The organism is Micromonospora sp. DT47 (assembly GCF_049844475.1).
GTDB lineage: Bacteria > Actinomycetota > Actinomycetes > Mycobacteriales > Micromonosporaceae > Micromonospora.
Map to the genome: position 1 here is coordinate 16,008 of NZ_JBNCLC010000007.1, position 17,720 is coordinate 33,727.

Annotated in this window: 17 protein-coding genes and 1 pseudogene; all 18 read right to left on the reverse strand. The window is 73.8% G+C overall.

What is annotated here, in order from left to right:
* Window positions 1–12: 12 nt before the first annotated feature.
* Window positions 13–1,476 (reverse strand): argininosuccinate lyase, encoded by a 1,464-nt coding sequence (gene argH, locus ACLQ2U_RS13035; RefSeq protein WP_425751110.1) that lies wholly within the window; start codon window positions 1,474–1,476, stop codon window positions 13–15.
* 14 nt (window positions 1,477–1,490) lie between these two features.
* Window positions 1,491–2,696: an argininosuccinate synthase gene (locus ACLQ2U_RS13040; RefSeq protein WP_425750869.1), complete on the reverse strand. Its 1,206-nt coding sequence runs from the start codon at window positions 2,694–2,696 to the stop codon at window positions 1,491–1,493.
* A complete protein-coding gene (locus ACLQ2U_RS13045) occupies window positions 2,693–3,208 on the reverse strand; it encodes an arginine repressor (protein ID WP_425750870.1) in 516 nt (171 codons plus the stop codon). Before ACLQ2U_RS13045 ends, ACLQ2U_RS13040 begins: the two co-directional genes overlap by 4 nt.
* Window positions 3,205–4,131: an ornithine carbamoyltransferase gene (argF, locus tag ACLQ2U_RS13050; RefSeq protein WP_425750871.1), complete on the reverse strand. Its 927-nt coding sequence runs from the start codon at window positions 4,129–4,131 to the stop codon at window positions 3,205–3,207. The genes ACLQ2U_RS13045 and argF overlap by 4 nt, the downstream gene beginning before the upstream one ends.
* On the reverse strand, window positions 4,128–5,342 hold the full coding sequence (locus ACLQ2U_RS13055) for an acetylornithine transaminase (RefSeq protein ID WP_425750872.1): 1,215 nt from the start codon (window positions 5,340–5,342) through the stop codon (window positions 4,128–4,130). The genes argF and ACLQ2U_RS13055 overlap by 4 nt, the downstream gene beginning before the upstream one ends.
* Window positions 5,342–6,226 (reverse strand): acetylglutamate kinase, encoded by an 885-nt coding sequence (argB, locus tag ACLQ2U_RS13060; RefSeq protein ID WP_425750873.1) that lies wholly within the window; start codon window positions 6,224–6,226, stop codon window positions 5,342–5,344. Before argB ends, ACLQ2U_RS13055 begins: the two co-directional genes overlap by 1 nt.
* Window positions 6,223–7,395, reverse strand: coding sequence for a bifunctional glutamate N-acetyltransferase/amino-acid acetyltransferase ArgJ (gene argJ / locus ACLQ2U_RS13065; protein ID WP_425750874.1), 1,173 nt, complete (start codon window positions 7,393–7,395; stop codon window positions 6,223–6,225). The genes argB and argJ overlap by 4 nt, the downstream gene beginning before the upstream one ends.
* Window positions 7,392–8,393, reverse strand: coding sequence for an N-acetyl-gamma-glutamyl-phosphate reductase (argC, locus tag ACLQ2U_RS13070; RefSeq protein WP_425750875.1), 1,002 nt, complete (start codon window positions 8,391–8,393; stop codon window positions 7,392–7,394). The genes argJ and argC overlap by 4 nt, the downstream gene beginning before the upstream one ends.
* A gap of 136 nt (window positions 8,394–8,529) precedes the next feature.
* Window positions 8,530–11,076: a phenylalanine--tRNA ligase subunit beta gene (gene pheT, locus ACLQ2U_RS13075; RefSeq protein WP_425750876.1), complete on the reverse strand. Its 2,547-nt coding sequence runs from the start codon at window positions 11,074–11,076 to the stop codon at window positions 8,530–8,532.
* Between the two features lie 39 nt (window positions 11,077–11,115).
* Complete coding sequence (gene pheS, locus ACLQ2U_RS13080; RefSeq protein ID WP_425750877.1) at window positions 11,116–12,195, reverse strand: phenylalanine--tRNA ligase subunit alpha; 1,080 nt, start codon at window positions 12,193–12,195, stop codon at window positions 11,116–11,118.
* A gap of 215 nt (window positions 12,196–12,410) precedes the next feature.
* The gene (locus ACLQ2U_RS13085; RefSeq protein ID WP_425750878.1) at window positions 12,411–13,250 is read right to left on the reverse strand and encodes a TrmH family RNA methyltransferase; all 840 of its coding nucleotides are present in this window, start codon (window positions 13,248–13,250) and stop codon (window positions 12,411–12,413) included.
* A 29-nt stretch (window positions 13,251–13,279) separates the two neighbouring features.
* On the reverse strand, window positions 13,280–13,672 hold the full coding sequence (gene rplT / locus ACLQ2U_RS13090) for a 50S ribosomal protein L20 (RefSeq protein WP_425750879.1): 393 nt from the start codon (window positions 13,670–13,672) through the stop codon (window positions 13,280–13,282).
* A 32-nt stretch (window positions 13,673–13,704) separates the two neighbouring features.
* Entirely contained in the window at window positions 13,705–13,899 is a 195-nt protein-coding gene (gene rpmI, locus ACLQ2U_RS13095) for a 50S ribosomal protein L35 (RefSeq protein ID WP_425750880.1), read from the reverse strand.
* Between the two features lie 19 nt (window positions 13,900–13,918).
* Entirely contained in the window at window positions 13,919–14,587 is a 669-nt protein-coding gene (gene infC / locus ACLQ2U_RS13100) for a translation initiation factor IF-3 (RefSeq protein WP_425750881.1), read from the reverse strand.
* A gap of 381 nt (window positions 14,588–14,968) precedes the next feature.
* Window positions 14,969–15,442: a PH domain-containing protein gene (locus ACLQ2U_RS13105; protein WP_425751111.1), complete on the reverse strand. Its 474-nt coding sequence runs from the start codon at window positions 15,440–15,442 to the stop codon at window positions 14,969–14,971.
* A 180-nt stretch (window positions 15,443–15,622) separates the two neighbouring features.
* Window positions 15,623–16,444 (reverse strand): annotated as a pseudogene (locus tag ACLQ2U_RS13110) (DMT family transporter); the annotation flags it as partial.
* Entirely contained in the window at window positions 16,441–17,286 is an 846-nt protein-coding gene (gene hisG, locus ACLQ2U_RS13115; RefSeq protein ID WP_425750882.1) for an ATP phosphoribosyltransferase, read from the reverse strand. The pseudogene ACLQ2U_RS13110 and the gene hisG, both read right to left, overlap by 4 nt.
* Before the next feature lie 45 nt (window positions 17,287–17,331).
* Window positions 17,332–17,595 (reverse strand): phosphoribosyl-ATP diphosphatase, encoded by a 264-nt coding sequence (locus ACLQ2U_RS13120; RefSeq protein ID WP_425750883.1) that lies wholly within the window; start codon window positions 17,593–17,595, stop codon window positions 17,332–17,334.
* Between the last annotated feature and the right edge of the window lie 125 nt (window positions 17,596–17,720).

Genomic DNA, 17,720 nt, shown 5'->3' on the forward strand with positions numbered 1-17,720 from the left:
GACCCGACGACCTCAGCGGGGTACGACCCGCTCGGCGGCCCACTCGCGCCAGCCGGTCAGCTTGTCCGCGGCGGCGGCGAGTTGGTCGGCGACCGGGCCGGGACCGGTCGATCCGGGCGTGGTCCGCGCCGCCAGCGCGGACCGGACGGACAGCACGTCGCGCACCGACGGGTCGAGGTGCGCGCTGACCGTGGCCAGATCGGCGTCGGAGACCTCGTCGAGGGCGCAGTCCCGGGCCACGCAGAGCGCGACCAGCTTGCCGGTGATCTCGTGCGCGTCGCGGAAGGGCACGCCCTTGCGGACCAGCCAGTCGGCCACCTCGGTGGCGAGGGAGAAGCCGACCGGCGCGGCGGCGACCAGCCGGTCGACGCGCACCGTCATCGTGGAGATCATCCCGGCCAGCGCCGGCAGCAGCAGTTCCAGGGTGTCGACCGCGTCGAAGGCCGGCTCCTTGTCCTCCTGCATGTCCCGGTCGTACGTCATCGGCAGGCCCTTGAGCATGGTGAGCACGCTCACCAACCCGCCGACCAGCCGACCGGACTTGCCCCGGGCCAGCTCGGCGATGTCCGCGTTCTTCTTCTGCGGCATGATCGACGACCCGGTGGCGAAGGCGTCGTCCAGCTCCACCCAGCCGAACTCGTGCGAGGTCCAGAGCACCACCTCCTCGCCGAGGCGGGACAGGTGCACGCCGATCATCGCGGTGGTGAAGAGGAACTCGGCGACGAAGTCCCGGTCGGCGACGGCGTCCATCGAGTTGGCGAAGGACGTGCGGAAGCCCAGTTCCTTGGAGACGGCCAGCGGGTCCAGCGGCAGCCCGGAGCCGGCGAGCGCGCCCGCGCCGAGCGGGCTGATCGCGGCCCGGTGGTCCCAGTCGCGCAGCCGTTCCAGGTCACGCAGCAGCGGCTGCACGTGGGCGAGCAGCCAGTGCCCGAAGGTGACCGGCTGGGCGTGCTGCAGGTGGGTCATTCCTGGTGCGGCGGTGTCCACGTGCCGCCCCGCCTGTTCGACCAGCGCCTCAGCCAGCTCGACCAGCCGGCCGGCCACGCCGCGGGCGTGGTCGCGCAGGTAGAGCCGCAGGTCGGTGGCGACCTGGTCGTTGCGGGACCGGCCGGCGCGCAGCTTGCCGCCGAGGCTGCCGAGCCGCTCCAGCAGGCCGCGCTCCAGGGCGGTGTGCACGTCCTCGTCGTCGATGGTGGGGCGGAACTGCCCGGAGGCGCAGGCCGCCTCCAGGTCGTCCAGCGCGGCGAGGATGCGGCCGAGCTCCTCCGGGTCGAGCAGGCCGGCGCCGGCGAGGACCCGGGCGTGCGCCCGGGAACCGGCGATGTCGTACGGGGCGAGGCGCCAGTCGAACTGGACGCTCACCGACAGCCGCGCGAGGGCCTCGGCGGGGCCGCCGGCGAAGCGGCCTCCCCACAGGCTCGTCCGGTTGGTGGCGGCGCTGTTCTCGGTCAGGCTCTTGTCGTCCACCCCGCCCATTGTGGTGCCCACGGTCAGGAGCCGCCCAACCGGGCGTCCCGTGCGGCGGCCATCCGGCTCGGCAGCCCCCACAGCTGCACGAAACCCTTGGCCAGGGACTGGTCGAAGGTGTCACCGGTGTCGTAGGTGGCCATGCCGAAGTCGTAGAGGCTCGCCTCGGAGCGCCGCCCGGTGACGGTGGCCCGGCCGCCGTGCAGGGTGAGCCGCACCTCGCCGGAGACGTGCCGCTGGGCGTCGTCGATGAACGCGTCCAGGCTGTTCTTCAGCGGGGAGAACCAGAGGCCGTCGTAGACCAGCTCGCCCCAGCGCTGGTCGACGCCACGCTTGAACCGGGCCAGGTCCCGCTCGACGGTGACCGCCTCCAGCTCCTGGTGGGCGGCGATCAGCGCGATCGCGCCGGGAGCCTCGTACACCTCGCGGCTCTTGATGCCGACGAGCCGGTCCTCGACCATGTCGAGCCGGCCGACGCCCTGGGCGCCGGCGCGCCGGTTCAGCTCCAGGATCGCCTGGTACGGGGTGACGGTCTCGCCGTCGATCGCCACCGGATTGCCGGCGTCGAAGGTGATCACGACCTCGTCGGCGTCGCGCGGCTCGGCCGGGTCGGCGGTGTACGAGTAGAGGTCCTCGATCGGCCCGTTCCAGATGTCCTCCAGGAAGCCGGTCTCCACCGCGCGGCCCCAGAGGTTCTGGTCGATGGAGTACGGCGACTTGGCCGACACGTCGATCGGCAGGCCCTTCTCCTCGGCGAAGGCGATGGCCTTGTCCCGGGTCCAGGCGAAGTCACGGGCCGGCGCGATGATCTTCAGGTCGGGGGCGAGCGCGCCCAGGCCGACCTCGAAGCGGACCTGGTCGTTGCCCTTGCCGGTGCAGCCGTGCGAGACGATCGTCCCGCCGTGCTTGCGGGCCGCGGCCACCAGGTGCTTGGCGATCAGCGGCCGGGACAGCGCGGAGACCAGCGGGTACCGGTCCATGTAGAGGGCGTTGGCCCGCATCGCCGGCAGGCAGTAGTCGGCGGCGAACTCGTCGCGCGCGTCGACCACCTCGGACTCGGCGGCGCCGCAGTCCAGGGCGCGCTGCCGGATGGCGTTCAGGTCCTCGCCGCCCTGCCCGACGTCGACCGCGACCGCGATCACCTCGGCGCCGGTCTGCTCGGCCAGGTAGGGAATGGCGACGGAGGTGTCGAGACCCCCGGAGTACGCCAGGACGACCCGCTCGGTCATGGTGTGGTGCTCCCTTCAACGTTCTCTTCCCGGCGGGACCACCCGGCGAGCTTCTCGCCGAGCGCGGCCCCGCCGTCGGCCTCGCGGGCCACGACGAGGATGGTGTCGTCGCCGGCGATGGTGCCGACGATGTCTGGCAGGCCCGCTCGGTCCAACGCGCTGGCCAGGTAGTGGGCTGCGCCCGGTGGGGTGCGCAGGACGACGATGTTGCCGCTGGAATCGACCCCGTTGAGCAGCTCGCGCAGCAGCCGGACCAGGCGGGCCGGTGCCGTCTCGGCGTCACGCAGCGGCCGGTGGCCGTCCTCGGGGATCAGGTAGACGGCCCGCCCGTCACCGCCGCGGGCCTTCACCGCGCCCAACTCCTCCAGGTCCCGCGACAGGGTGGCCTGGGTGACCTGGACGCCATCGCCGGCGAGCAGGTCGGCCAGCTCGGTCTGCGACCGGATCGCCTTGTCGCGGATCAGGTCGACGATGCGGGCGTGCCGGGCGGCACGGGTCAGCGGGGCGGTCATGACGAGGCCTCCAGGAGAAAGGTCAGCAGCGCCTTCTGAGCGTGCAGGCGATTCTCCGCCTGGTCGAAGACCGCGCTGCGCGGCCCGTCGAGCACCTCGTCGGTGATCTCCCCGCCGCGGTGCGCGGGCAGGCAGTGCAGCACGATCGCCTCCGGCGCGGCGTGGGCGAGCAGCCCGTCGTTGACCTGGTACGGAAAGAAGGGGGTGATCCGGTCCAGCCCGTCCTCCTCCTGGCCCATCGAGGTCCAGGTGTCGGTGGCCACCACGTCGGCGCCGCGGACCGCCTCCACCGGGTCGGTGAGGGCTCGCACCGACCCGCCGGTGCCGGCGGCGATCTTCTCCGCCCGACTCACCACCTCGGGGTGGGGTCGGAAGCCGACCGGGCCGGCGACCCGGACGTGCATCCCGGCGGTCGCCCCGGCGAGCAGGTACGAGTGGGAGAGGTTGTTCGCCGCGTCCCCGACGTACGCCAGGGTCCGCCCCGGCGTGGCGCCGAGGTGCTCGCGGACGGTGAGCAGGTCGGCCAGGAGCTGGCAGGGGTGGTACCCGTCGGTGAGCGCATTGACCACCGGGACGGTGGCGTGCGAGGCGACCTCGGCGATCCGGTCGTCGCCGTGGGTCCGCAGCACGATCGCGGCGACGTAGCGGGAGAGCACCCGGCCGGCGTCGGCGAGGGTCTCCCCCCGGCCGAAGTGGGTGACCTGGGTGTCCACGACGAGGGGGTGGCCGCCCAGTTCGGCGATGCCGGCGTCGAAGGAGATCCGGGTGCGCAGGCTCTGCTTGTCGAACAGCACCGCCACCGAGCGCGGCCCGGCGAGCGGCGTGTACGCGAACCGGTCGGCCTTCATCCGGGCCGCCAGGTCGAGCACGGCGGCCTGCTCGGCGGGCGAGAGGTCGTCGTCCCGCAGGAAGTGCCGGATCATGCGCTGACCTCCGTCATGGTCGGGCCGGCGGCGGGTTCGGGGACCGGTGCCGCGGCGTCGAGGGCGGCGGGCAGGGCGGCCAGGAAGGCGTCGACCTGCTCGGCGGTGAGGATCAGTGGCGGGGCGAGCCGGACCACGCCGGGCTGCACCGGGTTGACCAGGAAGCCCGCCTCGCGCAGGGTGGCGGTGACCGCGCCGGAGACCGGGTCGGTGAGCACGATCCCGACCAGCAGGCCGGCGCCGCGGACGTCGGCGACCAGCGGGTGGCCGAGCGCCTCGACGCCCCGGCGCAGCCGCTCGCCGACCCGCTTGACATGGTCGAGCAGCCCCTCGCTGGCGATGGTGGCGACCACCGCGAGCGCGGCGGCGCAGCTGACCGGGTTGCCGCCGAAGGTGGTGCCGTGGGAGCCGGGGCGGAGCAGCCCGGCGGCCCGGCCGAAGGCGAGGCAGGCGCCGATGGGCAGTCCGCCGCCGAGCCCCTTGGCGAGCGTGACGATGTCCGGCTCGACGCCCTCGGCCTGGTGGGCGAACCACTGCCCGGTGCGGCCGATGCCGGTCTGCACCTCGTCGAGCACCAGCAGGGCGCCGTGCCGGGCGGTGATCCGCCGCGCCTCGGCCAGGTAGCCGGCGGGCGGGACCACGACGCCGCTCTCGCCCTGGATCGGCTCCAGGATCACCATCGCGGTCGCGTCGGTGACGGCCGCCGCCAGGGCGGCGACGTCGCCGTACTCCACGTGGGTGACGTCGCCGGGCAGCGGGCGGAACGGGTCGGCCTTGGTCGGCTGCCCGGTGAGCGCGAGGGCCCCCATGGTGCGACCGTGGAAGCCGCCCTTCGTGGCGACCACGTGCGACCGGCCGGTGAGCCGGGAGAGCTTGAACGCCGCCTCGTTGGCCTCGGCGCCGGAGTTGGCGAAGAAGACCCGGCCTGGCCGGCCGGCCAGGGCGAGCAGCAGCTCCGCCAGGGCCACCGGCGGCTCGGCGACGAACAGGTTGGAGACGTGCCCGAGGGTGGCGACCTGCTTGGAGACGGCGGCGACCACGGCCGGGTGGGCGTGGCCGAGGGCGTTGACCGCGATGCCGCCGAGCAGGTCGACATACTCCCGGCCGGCCTCGTCGACCACGACGGCCCCGGAACCGGAGACCAGCGCCAGCGGCGGCGTGCCGTAGTTGTCCATCATGGCCGCTCCCCAGCGTTCGACCAGCGTGCTCATCACGCGCTCACCATCGTTCCGAATCCTTCCGAGGTGAAGACCTCGAGCAGCGTGGAGTGGGCGACCCGGCCGTCGACGACGTGCGCGGCGGGCACTCCCCCGCCCACCGCCCGCAGGCAGGCCTCCATCTTCGGGACCATCCCCGACTCCAGGGACGGCAGCAGCTTCGCCAGGTCGTCGGCGGTGATCTCGCTGACCAGGCTGGTGGTGTCGGGCCAGTCGGCGTAGAGCCCGGCCACGTCGGTGAGGACGACCAGCTTGCGGGCCTCCAGCGCGACGGCGAGCGCGGCGGCGGCGGTGTCCGCGTTGAGGTTGTGCAGCACCCCGTCGACGTCCGGCGCGACCGTGGAGATGACCGGGATCCGACCGGCCGCGATCAGGTCGGCCACCGCCGAGACGTCGACCGACTCGACGTCGCCGACCTGGCCGACGTCGACCGGCTCGCCGTCGACGTACGCCGGGCGGCGCACGGCGGTGAAGAGGCCGGCGTCCTCGCCGGAGAGGCCGACCGCGAACGGGCCGTGCGCGTTGATCAGCCCGACCAGTTCCCGGCCGACCTGACCGACCAGCACCATCCGGACGACGTCCATCGCCTCGGGGGTGGTGACCCGCAGGCCGCCCTTGAACTCGCTGGCGATGCCGAGCCGGCCGAGCATGGCGGAGATCTGTGGGCCGCCGCCGTGCACCACGACGGGCCGGAGGCCGGCGTACCGGAGGAAGACCATGTCGGCGGCGAAGGCGCGCTGCAGCTCGGGGTCGACCATGGCGTTGCCCCCGTACTTGACCACGACGGTGGCGCCGGAGAACCGGGCCAGCCAGGGCAGCGCCTCGATCAGCGTGGCGGCCTTGGCCTGGGCCCGGGTGAGGTCCGCGGTGAGGCTCATGTCGAGTACGCCGAGTTCTCGTGCACGTACGCGTGCGACAGGTCGTTGGTCCAGATGGTCGCCGCCGAGGGGCCGGCGTGCAGGTCGATCCGGATGGTGACGTCCCGCCCGGTCAGGTCGACCTTGGAGCGGTCCTCGGCGGCGGCGCCGGAGCGGCACACCCAGACCCCGTTGACCGCGACGTCCACGCCGTCCGGCTCGAACGCGGCGGCGGTGGTGCCGACGGCGGCGAGGATCCGCCCCCAGTTCGGGTCGTTGCCGAACAGCGCGGTCTTGACCAGGTTGTTCCGGGCCACCGAGCGGCCCACCTCGACCGCGTCGTCCTCGCTGGCGGCGCCGACCACGTCGACGGCGATCTGCTTGGTGGCGCCCTCGGCGTCGGCGACGAGCTGCTGGGCCAGGTCGTGGCAGGCGGCGGTGACCGCGGCGGTCAGCTCGGCGTCGGTGGGCTCGATGCCGGAGGCCCCGCTGGCCAGCAGCAGCACGGTGTCGTTGGTGGACATGCAGCCGTCCGAGTCGACCCGGTCGAAGGTGACCCGGGTGGCGGCCCGCAGCGCGGCGTCGAGCAGCTCCGGCCCGGCGACCGCGTCGGTGGTGAGCACGCAGAGCATCGTGGCCATGGCCGGGGCGAGCATGCCGGCGCCCTTGGCCATGCCGCCGACGGTCCAGCCGCTGCCCCGGGCCACGGTCGTCTTCGGTCGGGTGTCCGTGGTCATGATCGCTTCGGCGGCGGACTGGCCGCCGTCGCGGGCCAGCCCCCGGATGGCGGTCCGCACGCCGGGGAGGAGCTTGTCCATCGGCAGTCGCTCGCCGATCAGGCCGGTCGAGCAGACCGCGACCTCGCCGGCGCCGAGCATCAGCCGCGGGCTGACCGAGGTGAGCGCGGCGGCGGTGTGCTCGGCGGTGGCGTGGGTGTCCTGGAAGCCGGTCGGGCCGGTGCAGGCGTTGGCGCCGCCGGAGTTGAGCACCACGGCCCGGACCACGCCGCCGCGGACGACCTGCTGGGTCCAGAGCACGGGGGCGGCCTTGACCCGGTTGGCGGTGAAGACGCCGGCGACTCCGGCGTCGGGGCCGTCGTTGACGACGAGCGCGATGTCGGCGGCGCCGCTGGTCTTGAGGCCGGCGGCGACACCGGCCGCCCGGAAGCCCCGGGGCGTGGTGACGGTCACGGGGCGATCCCCCAAACGGAGAGGCCGGTGGTCTCGGGGAGGCCGAGCATCAGGTTGGCGTTCTGCACGGCCTGGCCGGCGGCGCCCTTGCCGAGGTTGTCGATCGCGCTGACCACGATCACCCGGCCGGAGTCGACGTCGACGCCGGCCTGCAGGTGGCAGGAGTTGGCGCCGGCGGTGGCGGCGGTGTGCGGCCAGGAATCCTCCGGGAGGAGGTGGACGAAGGGCGCGTCCGCGTACGCCTCGGCCAGCACGGCGCGCGGATCGACGTCGCCGGTCGGCACGGCGGTGACGGTGGCCAGGATGCCGCGCGGCATGGGCGCGAGCACCGGGGTGAAGGAGAGGCTGGTCGCCCCGGTGGCCTGCTTGATCTCCGGCACGTGCTGGTGGGCGCCGACCTTGTAGGGCGACAGGTCGCCCATCACCTCGCTGCCGAGCAGGTGGGCCTTGGCGGCCCGGCCGGCGCCGGAGGTGCCGGAGGCGGCGACCACCACCACGTCCATGGGGAAGACCGCGCCGGCGGCGATCAGCGGGGCGAGGGCCAGGGTGGTGGCCACCGCGTAGCACCCGGTGTTGGCGACCCGGGTGGCGGCGGCGATCGCCGCCCGCTGACCGGGCAGCTCCGGCAGGCCGTAGGTCCAGGCGCCGGCGTGCGGGCCGCCGTAGTAGCGGGCCCAGGCCGCCGCGTCGTGCAGCCGGTGGTCTGCGCCGAGGTCGACCACCCTGACCGTCTCCGGCAGGGCCGCGGCGAGGGCCGCCGACTCGCCGTGCGGCAGGGCCAGGAAGACCAGGTCCGCGTCGGCCAGGGCCGCCGGGTCGGTCGCCCCGAGCACCAGGCCGAGGCCGACGAGCTGCGGGTGTACGGCGGTGACGGGCTGGCCGGCCTGGGAGTGCGCGGTGGCGGCGACCAGGTCGAATTCCGGGTGCCCGGCCACCAGGCGCAGCAGTTCGCCGCCGGCGTACCCGCTCGCTCCCGCGACAGCGACTCGGATGCCCATACTCACCTCCGCATGACTATGCAATGAAGGCTAGTCAAAATGACCGGCCGATGCAAGTTCATGCGTTCCATTGCATGGAAATGAGCGACACGACGAGGGCCCTCCGCCGACGCGGGAGGGCCCTCGGCCGTTCGGCTCAGGCGCCGCGCAGGGTCGCCCCGAAGCGTTCCGCCACCACGGCGACCGCCGCGTCCCGGGCGGCCACCGCCTCCTCCACGGTCAGCGTCCGGTCCGGGGCCCGGAAGGTGAGCTTGTACGCCAGCGACCTGCGGCCCTGACCGAGCTGCTCCGAGGCGTACACGTCGAACAGCCGGACGTCCTCCAGCAGCTCGCCGGCGCCCTCGGCGAGGGCCCGCTGCACCTCGGCCGCCGGCACCGACTCGTCCACCACCAGCGCCACGTCGATCAGCGCCGGCGGGAAGCCCGAGATGGTCGGCGCGGGCGCGACCGGCGGCGGCGGTACGGCGTCCAGGTTCAGCTCCATCGCGCTGGTCCGCCGCGGCAGCTCCAGTGCGGCGATCACCGCCGGGTGCAGCTCACCGGCGTGCCCAACCACCACGTCGTCGACCCGCAGCTCGGCGCAGCGCCCGGGGTGCCAGGGGGCGTACCCGGCGGCCCCGACGGTGATCCGGTGCTCCGGGATGTCGGCGGCGGCGAGCACCGCCCGACCGGCCTGCACCGCGTCCGCCCAGCCGGCCGCCCGACCGGCGCCCCACCAGCCGGCCGGCTCGATGTCACCGGCCAGCACCACGGCGACGTGCCGCGGCTGGTCCGGCACCACCGCGTCGGCGGCAGCGAACTCGGTGTCGGTGGGCCGACGGTCCACGCCCATCGCCGGCGGGGTGCCGGCGCCCGGACGCGGGTGGAAGACCGTGCCGATCTCGTAGAGCGCGAGGTCGCGAAGGCCACGACCCAGGTTGCGCTTGAGGATGCCGAGCAGCGGGCCGAGCAGCGTGGTACGCAGCAGCGGCTCCTCCTCCGACAGCGGGTTGGCCAGCCGGACCGCCCGGCGGCGCGGGTCGTCGGCGGGCAGGCCGAGCAGGTCGGCCAGCTCCAGGGCGACGAACGGGTGGGCGACCACCTCGACGTACCCGCGCTCGGCGAGCGACCGGGCGACCGCCCGGCGCCGCCGCTGCTGCCAGGTCAGCCCACGGCCGGGAGGCGCCATCGGCAGCACCGACGGCACCCGGTCGTACCCGTCGAGGCGGACCACCTCCTCGACCAGGTCGGCCGGGTCGGTGAGGTCCGGACGCCAGCTCGGCGGGGTCACGGTGAGCACCACGCCGTCGCCGGCGGAGACGCCGACCTCGCCCGGGTCCTCCCCCAGCCGGTCGGTGCCCTGCACGACCGTGCAGCCGACCTGCTCCAGCAGGGCGACCACCCGCGCGGGCGGGTAGGTCACCCCGACCCGCCGGCTCGGCAGGTCGGCCGGCAGGACCACCGGGGTACGCGGCCGGACGTGGTCGATGTCCAGGATCTCGTCGCCGACGGTGCCGCCGGCGTGCTCGGTGAGCAGCCGCACCGCGCGCTCGAGGGCGACCAGCGGCAGGGCCGGGTCGACACCCCGCTCCCAGCGCTTCGCCGCCTCGCTGAACAGCCGGTGCCGGCGGGCGGTACGCCCCACCATCACCGGGTCCCAGTGCGCGGCCTCGAAGAGCACGTCGGTGGTGCCGCCGATCACCTCGCTGGTCTCGCCGCCCATCACCGCGGCGAGCGAGATCGGACCGGTGTCGTCGCAGATCACCATGTCCTCGGGCGCGAGGGTCCGACTGACCCCGTCCAACGTGGTCAGCTTCTCCCCCGGCTCGGCCCGGCGCACCACCAGCGGCCCGCTGATCCGGTCGGCGTCGAAGGCGTGCATCGGCTGGCCGAGTTCGAGCATCAGGTAGTTGGTGACGTCCACCGGCAGCGAGATGCTGCGGATGCCGGCCACGGTGAGCCGCTGCTGCATCCAGCCGGGCGTCTGCGCGGTCGGGTCGATGCCGCGGACCATGCGGGCGGCGAACCGGTCGCAGCCCACGGTGTCCCGCACCTCGACCGGGTACGCCGGGCGCTCGGTGGCACCGGGCGCGGGCACCAGGGCCGGGTCGCGGAACGGCACGCCGAGGGCGTGCCCCAGCTCGCGGGCGATGCCGCGCACGCTCAGCGCGTACCCCCGGTCCGGGGTGATCTCCAGCTCGACCACGACGTCGTCGAGCCCGACCACCGGGCGCGCGTCGTCGCCCGGCTTGGCCGGGGTGTCCTCGGGCAGCACGATGATGCCCGAGTGGTCGTCGCCGAGACCCAGCTCCTTGGCGGAGCAGATCATGCCGTTGGAGTTGCGCCCGTACGTCTTGCGCGCGCCGATGACGAAGCCGCCGGGGAGCACACCGCCGGGCAGGATCACCACGACCCGGTCGCCCTGGGCGAAGTTGCGCGCCCCGCAGACGATCTCCTGCGGCTCACCGGTGCCGTTGGCGTCGCCGACATCGACCCGGCAGAACCGGATCGGCTTCTTGAAGCCGGTGAGCTCCTCGATCTCGCGTACCTCGCCGACCACCAGCGGGCCGGTGACCGTCTCGCGCAGGTCCACGATCGACTCGACCTCGATGCCGAGGTCGACCAGCGCCTGCTCCAGGTCGCCGGTGGGCAGGTCGGCGGGGAGGTCGACATACTCCCGCAGCCAACTGACAGAAACTCGCATGACTCAGACCACCGTCTCCGTTGTACGTACCCGCATCGCCTACGCCCCGGCGCCGAACGCGCGGGTGAACCGCACGTCCCCCTCGGCCATGTCCCGCATGTCGCTGATCCCGTGCCGGAACATCGCCGTCCGGTCGATGCCCATGCCGAACGCGAATCCGGAGTAGACCTCCGGGTCGATGCCGCAGGCGCGCAGCACCCGCGGGTTGACCATCCCGCAGCCGCCCCACTCGACCCAGCGCGGGCCGTCGCGGTGCTCCGGGAACCAGACGTCGAACTCCGCCGACGGCTCGGTGAACGGGAAGTAGTGCGGCCGGAAGCGGGTCTTCGCGCCCTCGCCGAACATCGCCCGGGCGAAATGGTCCAGGGTGCCGCGCAGGTGCGCCATGGTGATGCCCTTGTCCACCACCAGGCCCTCCACCTGGTGGAAGACCGGCGCGTGGGTGGCGTCCAGCTCGTCGGTCCGGTAGACCCGGCCCGGGACGATCACGTAGATCGGCGGCTTGCGGGTCAGCATGGTGCGCGCCTGCACCGGCGAGGTGTGGGTCCGCAGCACCAGGCCCGAACTCTCGGCCCCCTCGGGCGGTGCGATGTGGAAGGTGTCCATCAGGCCGCGGGCCGGGTGGTCGGCGGGGATGTTGAGCGCGTCGAAGTTGGTCCACTCCAGCTCGACCTCGGGACCCTCGGCCACCTCGTAGCCCATCCCGACGAAGAGGTCGCTGATCTGCTCCATCTGGACGGTCAGCGGGTGCCGGGCGCCCCGCGGCCGCCGGTCGTACGGCAGCGTGACGTCGACACCCTCCTCGACCAGCACCCGCTCGGCCTGCTCGCGCTCCAGGGTCTCCTGCCGGGCGGCATAGGCCGACTCGATCGCCCGGCGGGCCTCGTTGACCCGCTTGCCGGCGTCGGACTTCGCGGCCGGCGGCAGCGCGCCGATCTCCCGGCGGGCCAGCGAGACCGGCGAGCGGTCACCGAGGTGCGCGGGGCGCAGCGCGGTCAGCGCGTCGGGGTCGGCGGCCTCGGCAAACGCCTTCTCGGCGGCGGCGACGGCCTCGGCCAGGGCGGCCGGGTCGAGCAGGGCGACCTGCTTCGGATCGTACGGATCGTTGCGGTAGCTCATGGCGTACGGGCACTCCCTCACGGCGGCGCCGGCCCTTTCGGGCGGCTAGGCGAGTCTACGGACGCGCGGCTGTGCCGCAGCCCGCCGGTGGGAGTTCGCGCAGGAGGAAGGGTCAGGCCCGCCGCCCGCCGACACCGGCGGGCTGGCTAAACGAACGCCGTGGCGCGTTCATCATCTGGACGACTCCCCTGCTGTGTTGCCGCGCGACGGCGAGGTCAGCGCAGCGCTCTGGCTGAAGCGTACAGGCAGACGGCGGCGGCCGCAGCCAGGTTCAGGCTCTCGGCGCGACCGTGCAGCGGCACCCGCACCCGGGCGTCCGCCGCGGCGGTCAGCTCCTCGGGCAGGCCGTGCGCCTCGGAGCCGAAGAGCCAGGCGGTGGGCGTGGCGAGCCGGCCGGCGTCGGCGAGGTCTTCGAGGTCGCTGTCGCCGTACCCGGTGGTGGCAAGGACGGTGAGGCCGGCGGCGCGCAACCCGGCGACCACCTCGAGCGGGTCCGGCGCCCGGACCACGTCCACGTGGAAGAGGCTGCCGGCGGAGGCCCGCACGCACTTGCCGTTGTACGGGTCGACGGCGTCGCCGGCGAAGACCACCGCGCCCGCGCCGGCCGCGTCGGCGGTGCGCAGCACGGTGCCGGCGTTGCCCGGATCGCGGATCTCGGCGAGCACCGCCACCAGCCGGGGCCGGGCGGCCAGCGCCCGGTCGAGCGGCACGTCGAGGTGCCGGCAGACGGCGACCAGGCCCTGCGGGGCGACGGTCTCGGCGAGCGCGGCGACCGCCTCGTCGGTCACCTCGGAGACCGGGATGTCGGCCCGGGCGGCCTGCGCCGCCAGGTCGGCGTACCGGTCGAGGGCGGCCGGCGTACCGAAGAATTCGGTGACCACGCCGGAGCGGGCCAGGGCCTCGCGGACCGCCTGCGGCCCCTCGGCCAGGAACCGGCCGGTGGCCTCGCGGTCCCGGCGGCGCTGGAGCCGGCGGGCGGCGACGACCCTGGGAGTACGCGGGGTGAACGGGCCGGAGACAGCGTCGAGGCGCCTCCCGCGCGATGGTGACTGCATGGGAGACGCCTCGATCTGCTGCGGGTGGATCAGGCGGCCTGGGCCGCGGCGCCACCGGTGCCCTCGGCCGCCACGGCGGCGCGGGCCAGCTCGACGATCGCGGCGAACGCCGCGGCGTCGTTGACGGCCAGGTCGGCCATGATCTTACGGTCGACCTCGATGCCGGCCAGGCGCAGGCCCTGGATCAGCCGGTTGTAGGTCATGCCGTTGGCCCGGGCGCCAGCGTTGATCCGCTGGATCCAGAGCTGCCGGAAGTCGCCCTTGCGGTCACGACGGTCCCGGTAGGCGTACTGCATCGAGTGCAGCATCTGCTCCTTGGCCTTGCGGTACAGGCGGGAGCGCTGGCCGCGGTAACCACTCGCGGACTCCAGCACGGTACGACGCTTCTTGTGGGCGTTCACAGCCCGCTTGACGCGTGACATCTCAACTCCTAGTTACGTGAAGGTGGCGCGCGTCAGCGGCCGAGCAGCTTCTTGATTCGCTTGACGTCAGCCTTGGCCAGCTCGACCGTGCCGGTCAGCCGGCGGGTATGGGTGGAGGACTTCTTCTCCAGCTTGTGGCGAAGGCCGGCCTGCTGGGCAACGATCTTGCCCCTGCCGGTCACCTTGACCCGCTTGCCCATACCCGTGTGGCTCTTCATCTTCGGCATGTGGAACGTCTCTCCCCTGTTACTGGCCGCTGGTGTCAGCGGTCGTGCCGGTCTCACCGGCTGTTGCGGTCTCGCCGGCTGCTGCGGTCTCGCCCGCCTCCGGGGTCTCGCCAGCTGCCGGAGCGCCGGACTCTTCCGCGGCCCGGTCCCGGGGCCCGCCACGGGACGCCGTGGCGGCGACCGCGGAGGCCTTGACGGCCCGGTGCGGAGCGAGAACCATGATCATGTTTCGGCCGTCCTGCTTCGGAGCGGCCTCGACGTATCCCAGGTCCGTGATCTCGGACTCGAGCCGGCGCAGGAGCCGGTAACCCAGCTCCGGGCGGCTCTGCTCGCGACCGCGGAACATGATCGTCACCTTGACTTTGTCGCCAGCCTTGAGGAACCGCACCACGTGACCCTTCTTGGTCTCGTAGTCGTGCGGGTCGATCTTCGGCCGGAGCTTCATCTCCTTGATGACGGTCTGCTGCTGGTTACGCCGCGCTTCGCGCGCCTTCAGTGCGCTCTCGTACTTGAACTTGCCGAAGTCCATGAGCTTGCACACCGGCGGGCGCGCCATCGGCGCAACCTCGACCAGGTCCAGGTCGACGTCCGAGGCCAGCTGCAGGGCGCGCTCCAGCGGGACGATGCCCACCTGCTCACCCTCAGGGCCGACCAGTCGGACCTCACGTGCCCGGATCTGCTCGTTCACGCGTGGTTCGACGCTGATGGGGCCTCCTCGAGTCGAGTCTCCTGCGGTGCCGACTCCGCGGGCTCCCGGGCGGGAGCGACCCGGAAAGCAGAAGGCCCCGGCACATGCCAGGGCCCGCTCGACCGGTCGGCACGATCACATGATCGCGCATCCGGGACCGGGATGTCCCCGGAACCGGTGACCGGACCCGGCCGCCTACTGGGGCGACTCGGGTGGGAGCAGGCGCTCCGCTTCAAGACCGCCCGCACGTCGCAACGGGGGCAGTCTGGTCGACTCGGTAACACTACACCGTCGTCCCGCAACGACCCAAACCGGGCTCGCAGCTCAGCGCGGGTGTGACGGGGCGCTCAGCGGATGACCCGGCGGGCGGCCCGGATCGGCTCAGCCGGCGGCGCGGCCGCCGGCGAGGGTGGCCAGGTGGGCCTGGTGCAGCCGGCGCAGCGCCCGGACGCCCTCGACCGCGGTCTCCTTGTCGGCGGCCTGCAGGGCGACCATCGGCAGCAGGTCGTCGTCGTGCAGCTCCAGGCTGGCCCAGGGGGCGCCCCGGTCGAAGCGCACGCCGCGGACGACCTCCCAGGGCAGCTCGTACGAGCCGAGCACGTTGCGCACCCGCACGCCCCGGGCGTCCGCCTCCACGCGGGGCCGGGTGAAGAGCAAAATGCCGAGCGCGCCGAGAACGCCCAGGCCGACCATGGCGAGCTGGTCGCCGCGCTGGAAGGTGCCGTACCCGTCGCCGGTCGACCCGCTCAGCGAGGTGGCCACCAGGCTGAAGACCACCAGCAGCGCGGCCGCCGAGGCCCAGCAGACCACCCGGATGCGGCGGGGCTTCAGGCGGATCAGCTCATTTTCGCTCACCCCACCAGTCTGCCACCCGCTCCCGGCCGGCCTTCGGCCGCCACACGGGCCCGACGACCGGCCACCGGCCGGGATCGGCTCCAGGACGCCGGCGGCCGACCGGTTGCCCCGGCCGGCGACCACCGCCGCCACCAGCGTGAGCACCGCGCCGGCCAGGACGGGCCAGCGCAGTCCCGCCCCGCCGGGCAGCAGCAGGTCCAGCAGCAGTCCCCCGCCCAGCTGGCCGGCGACCAGCGCCAGACCGGTCCGTAGCACCCCCACCACGCGGACGCCGAGCACCAGGCTGGCCACGATGCCCACGCCGAGCAGCCCGCCGACGTACAGGTACCAGGCGTCCGGCCAGGTCACCTCCGGTCCGGTGAACGCGCCGGCCAGCGCCGCGACGAGCAGCACGACCGGCGTACCCGTGGCGAAGTTGACCGCGACCCCGGCGGCTGGCGAGCCGGCCGCGGAGACCCGGCCGTTGAGGGCGGACTGGAGCGCGACCCCGACGCCGCCGACCACGGCGAGCAGCACCAGGCCCACGGCGAGGTCGCCGAGCGGCCGGCCGAGCTGGGCCAGGGCGACCGCGGCCACCCCGAGCAGCGCGCCGGCCAGCCGCGGACCGGTGAGCGGCAGGCGGCCGACCGGCGCGAGGCCCGCCCGGTCCACCGCCAGCCCACCGACGCTGCTCCCGGCGACCTGGGCGATCGTGAAGGCCGCCAGCCCGAGCACCGGCACGACGTAGGCGCCGAGCAGCACGATCGCCGCGCCACCGAGCCCTCCCAGGTACGACCACCACGGCAACCGGACCCGGCGCAGCGCGACCAGACCGGACCGCATGGCGGGCAGCGCCAGCCCCACCAGGACCAGTAGCGTGCCGCCGAGGTTGTTGACCACCGCGCCGAGGGTGGCGTTGCCGACCCGCTCGCCCAGTTCCGCGTTGACCGCGCCCTGCGCCGCCGCGGCCGCGCCGCCGAGCGTGACCAGGGCCAGGGCGGCCGTTGGCGGCAGCGGCCTCACAGCCGGCAGGCGTGGATGTTGGTGACCAGGATGGCGCGGGCCCCGAGCTCGTAGAGCTCGTCCATGATCCGGTGCACGTCGTCGCGGAGCACCATCGCCTGGACCGCCACCCAGCCCTCGCGGTGCAGCGGGGAGACCGTCGGCGACTCGATGCCCGGAGTCAACGAGCTCGCCCGGTCGAGCAGGCCGGCCGGCACGTCGTAGGCGAGCATCACGTAGCGGCGGGCCACCAGCACCCCGTGCAGGCGGCGCAGCAGCTGCTCGGCCTGCGGGTGGTTCTGGGCCCCGGTGCGGCGGACCAGCACCGCCGACGAGCGCAGCAGCGGGTCGCCGAAGACGACCAGGCCGGCCTGGCGCAGCGTGGCGCCGGTCTCCACCACGTCGGCGACCACGTCGGCGACGCCGAGCCGGATGCCGTTCTCCACCGCCCCGTCCAGGCGGATCACGTCGGCCTTGACGCCCAGCTCGCCGAGGTAGCGCTCGACCAGCCCCGGGTACGCGGTGGCGATCCGGTGCCCGCCCAGCTCCTGCACGGAGTGGACGTCCTCGGGGCGGGCGGCGAAGCGGAAGGTGGCCCGGCCGAAGGCCAGGTCCACCACCTCCTCGGCCGGCGCGCCGGAGTCGATCAGCAGGTCGCGGCCGGTGATCCCGACGTCGAGGTCACCGGAGCCGACGTAGGTGGCGATGTCCTTCGGACGCAGGTAGAAGAACTCGATGTCGTTGGGCTCGTCCCGGCAGACCAGGTCCTTCGGGTCGGTGCGCTGGCGGTAGCCCGCCTCGCGCAACATCTGGGCGGCCTTCTCGGCCAGGGCGCCCTTGTTGGGTACGGCGACACGCAGCATGACGGAGTGCTCCTTCGATCAGGTCTGATCAACGACGGGGCGCACTCACAGATGTCGGTAGACGTCCTTGAGCTCGAGACCGGTGGCGAGCATCAGCACCTGGACCTGGTAGAGCAGCTGGGAGATCTCCTCGGCGGTCCGCTCCGGCCCCTCGTGCTCGGCGGCCATCCACGACTCGGCCGCCTCCTCGACGACCTTCTTGCCGACGAAGTGCACCCCCTTCTCCAGGGCGGCGACCGTGCCCGAGCCCGGGGTGCCGGCGGCGGCCTTGGCCTGCAGCTCGGCGAACAGCTCCTCGAACGTCTTCACGGGATCGGATTCTTCCAGTCAACCGCCGGCGCCGCGCGCTCCGGGTCCGGGCGGGTCGTCTCCGCCACCGGGGGTGCCCGCCGGGCGGCCGGCGTCGACGGCGACCGGGCGGGGCAACCATGGCA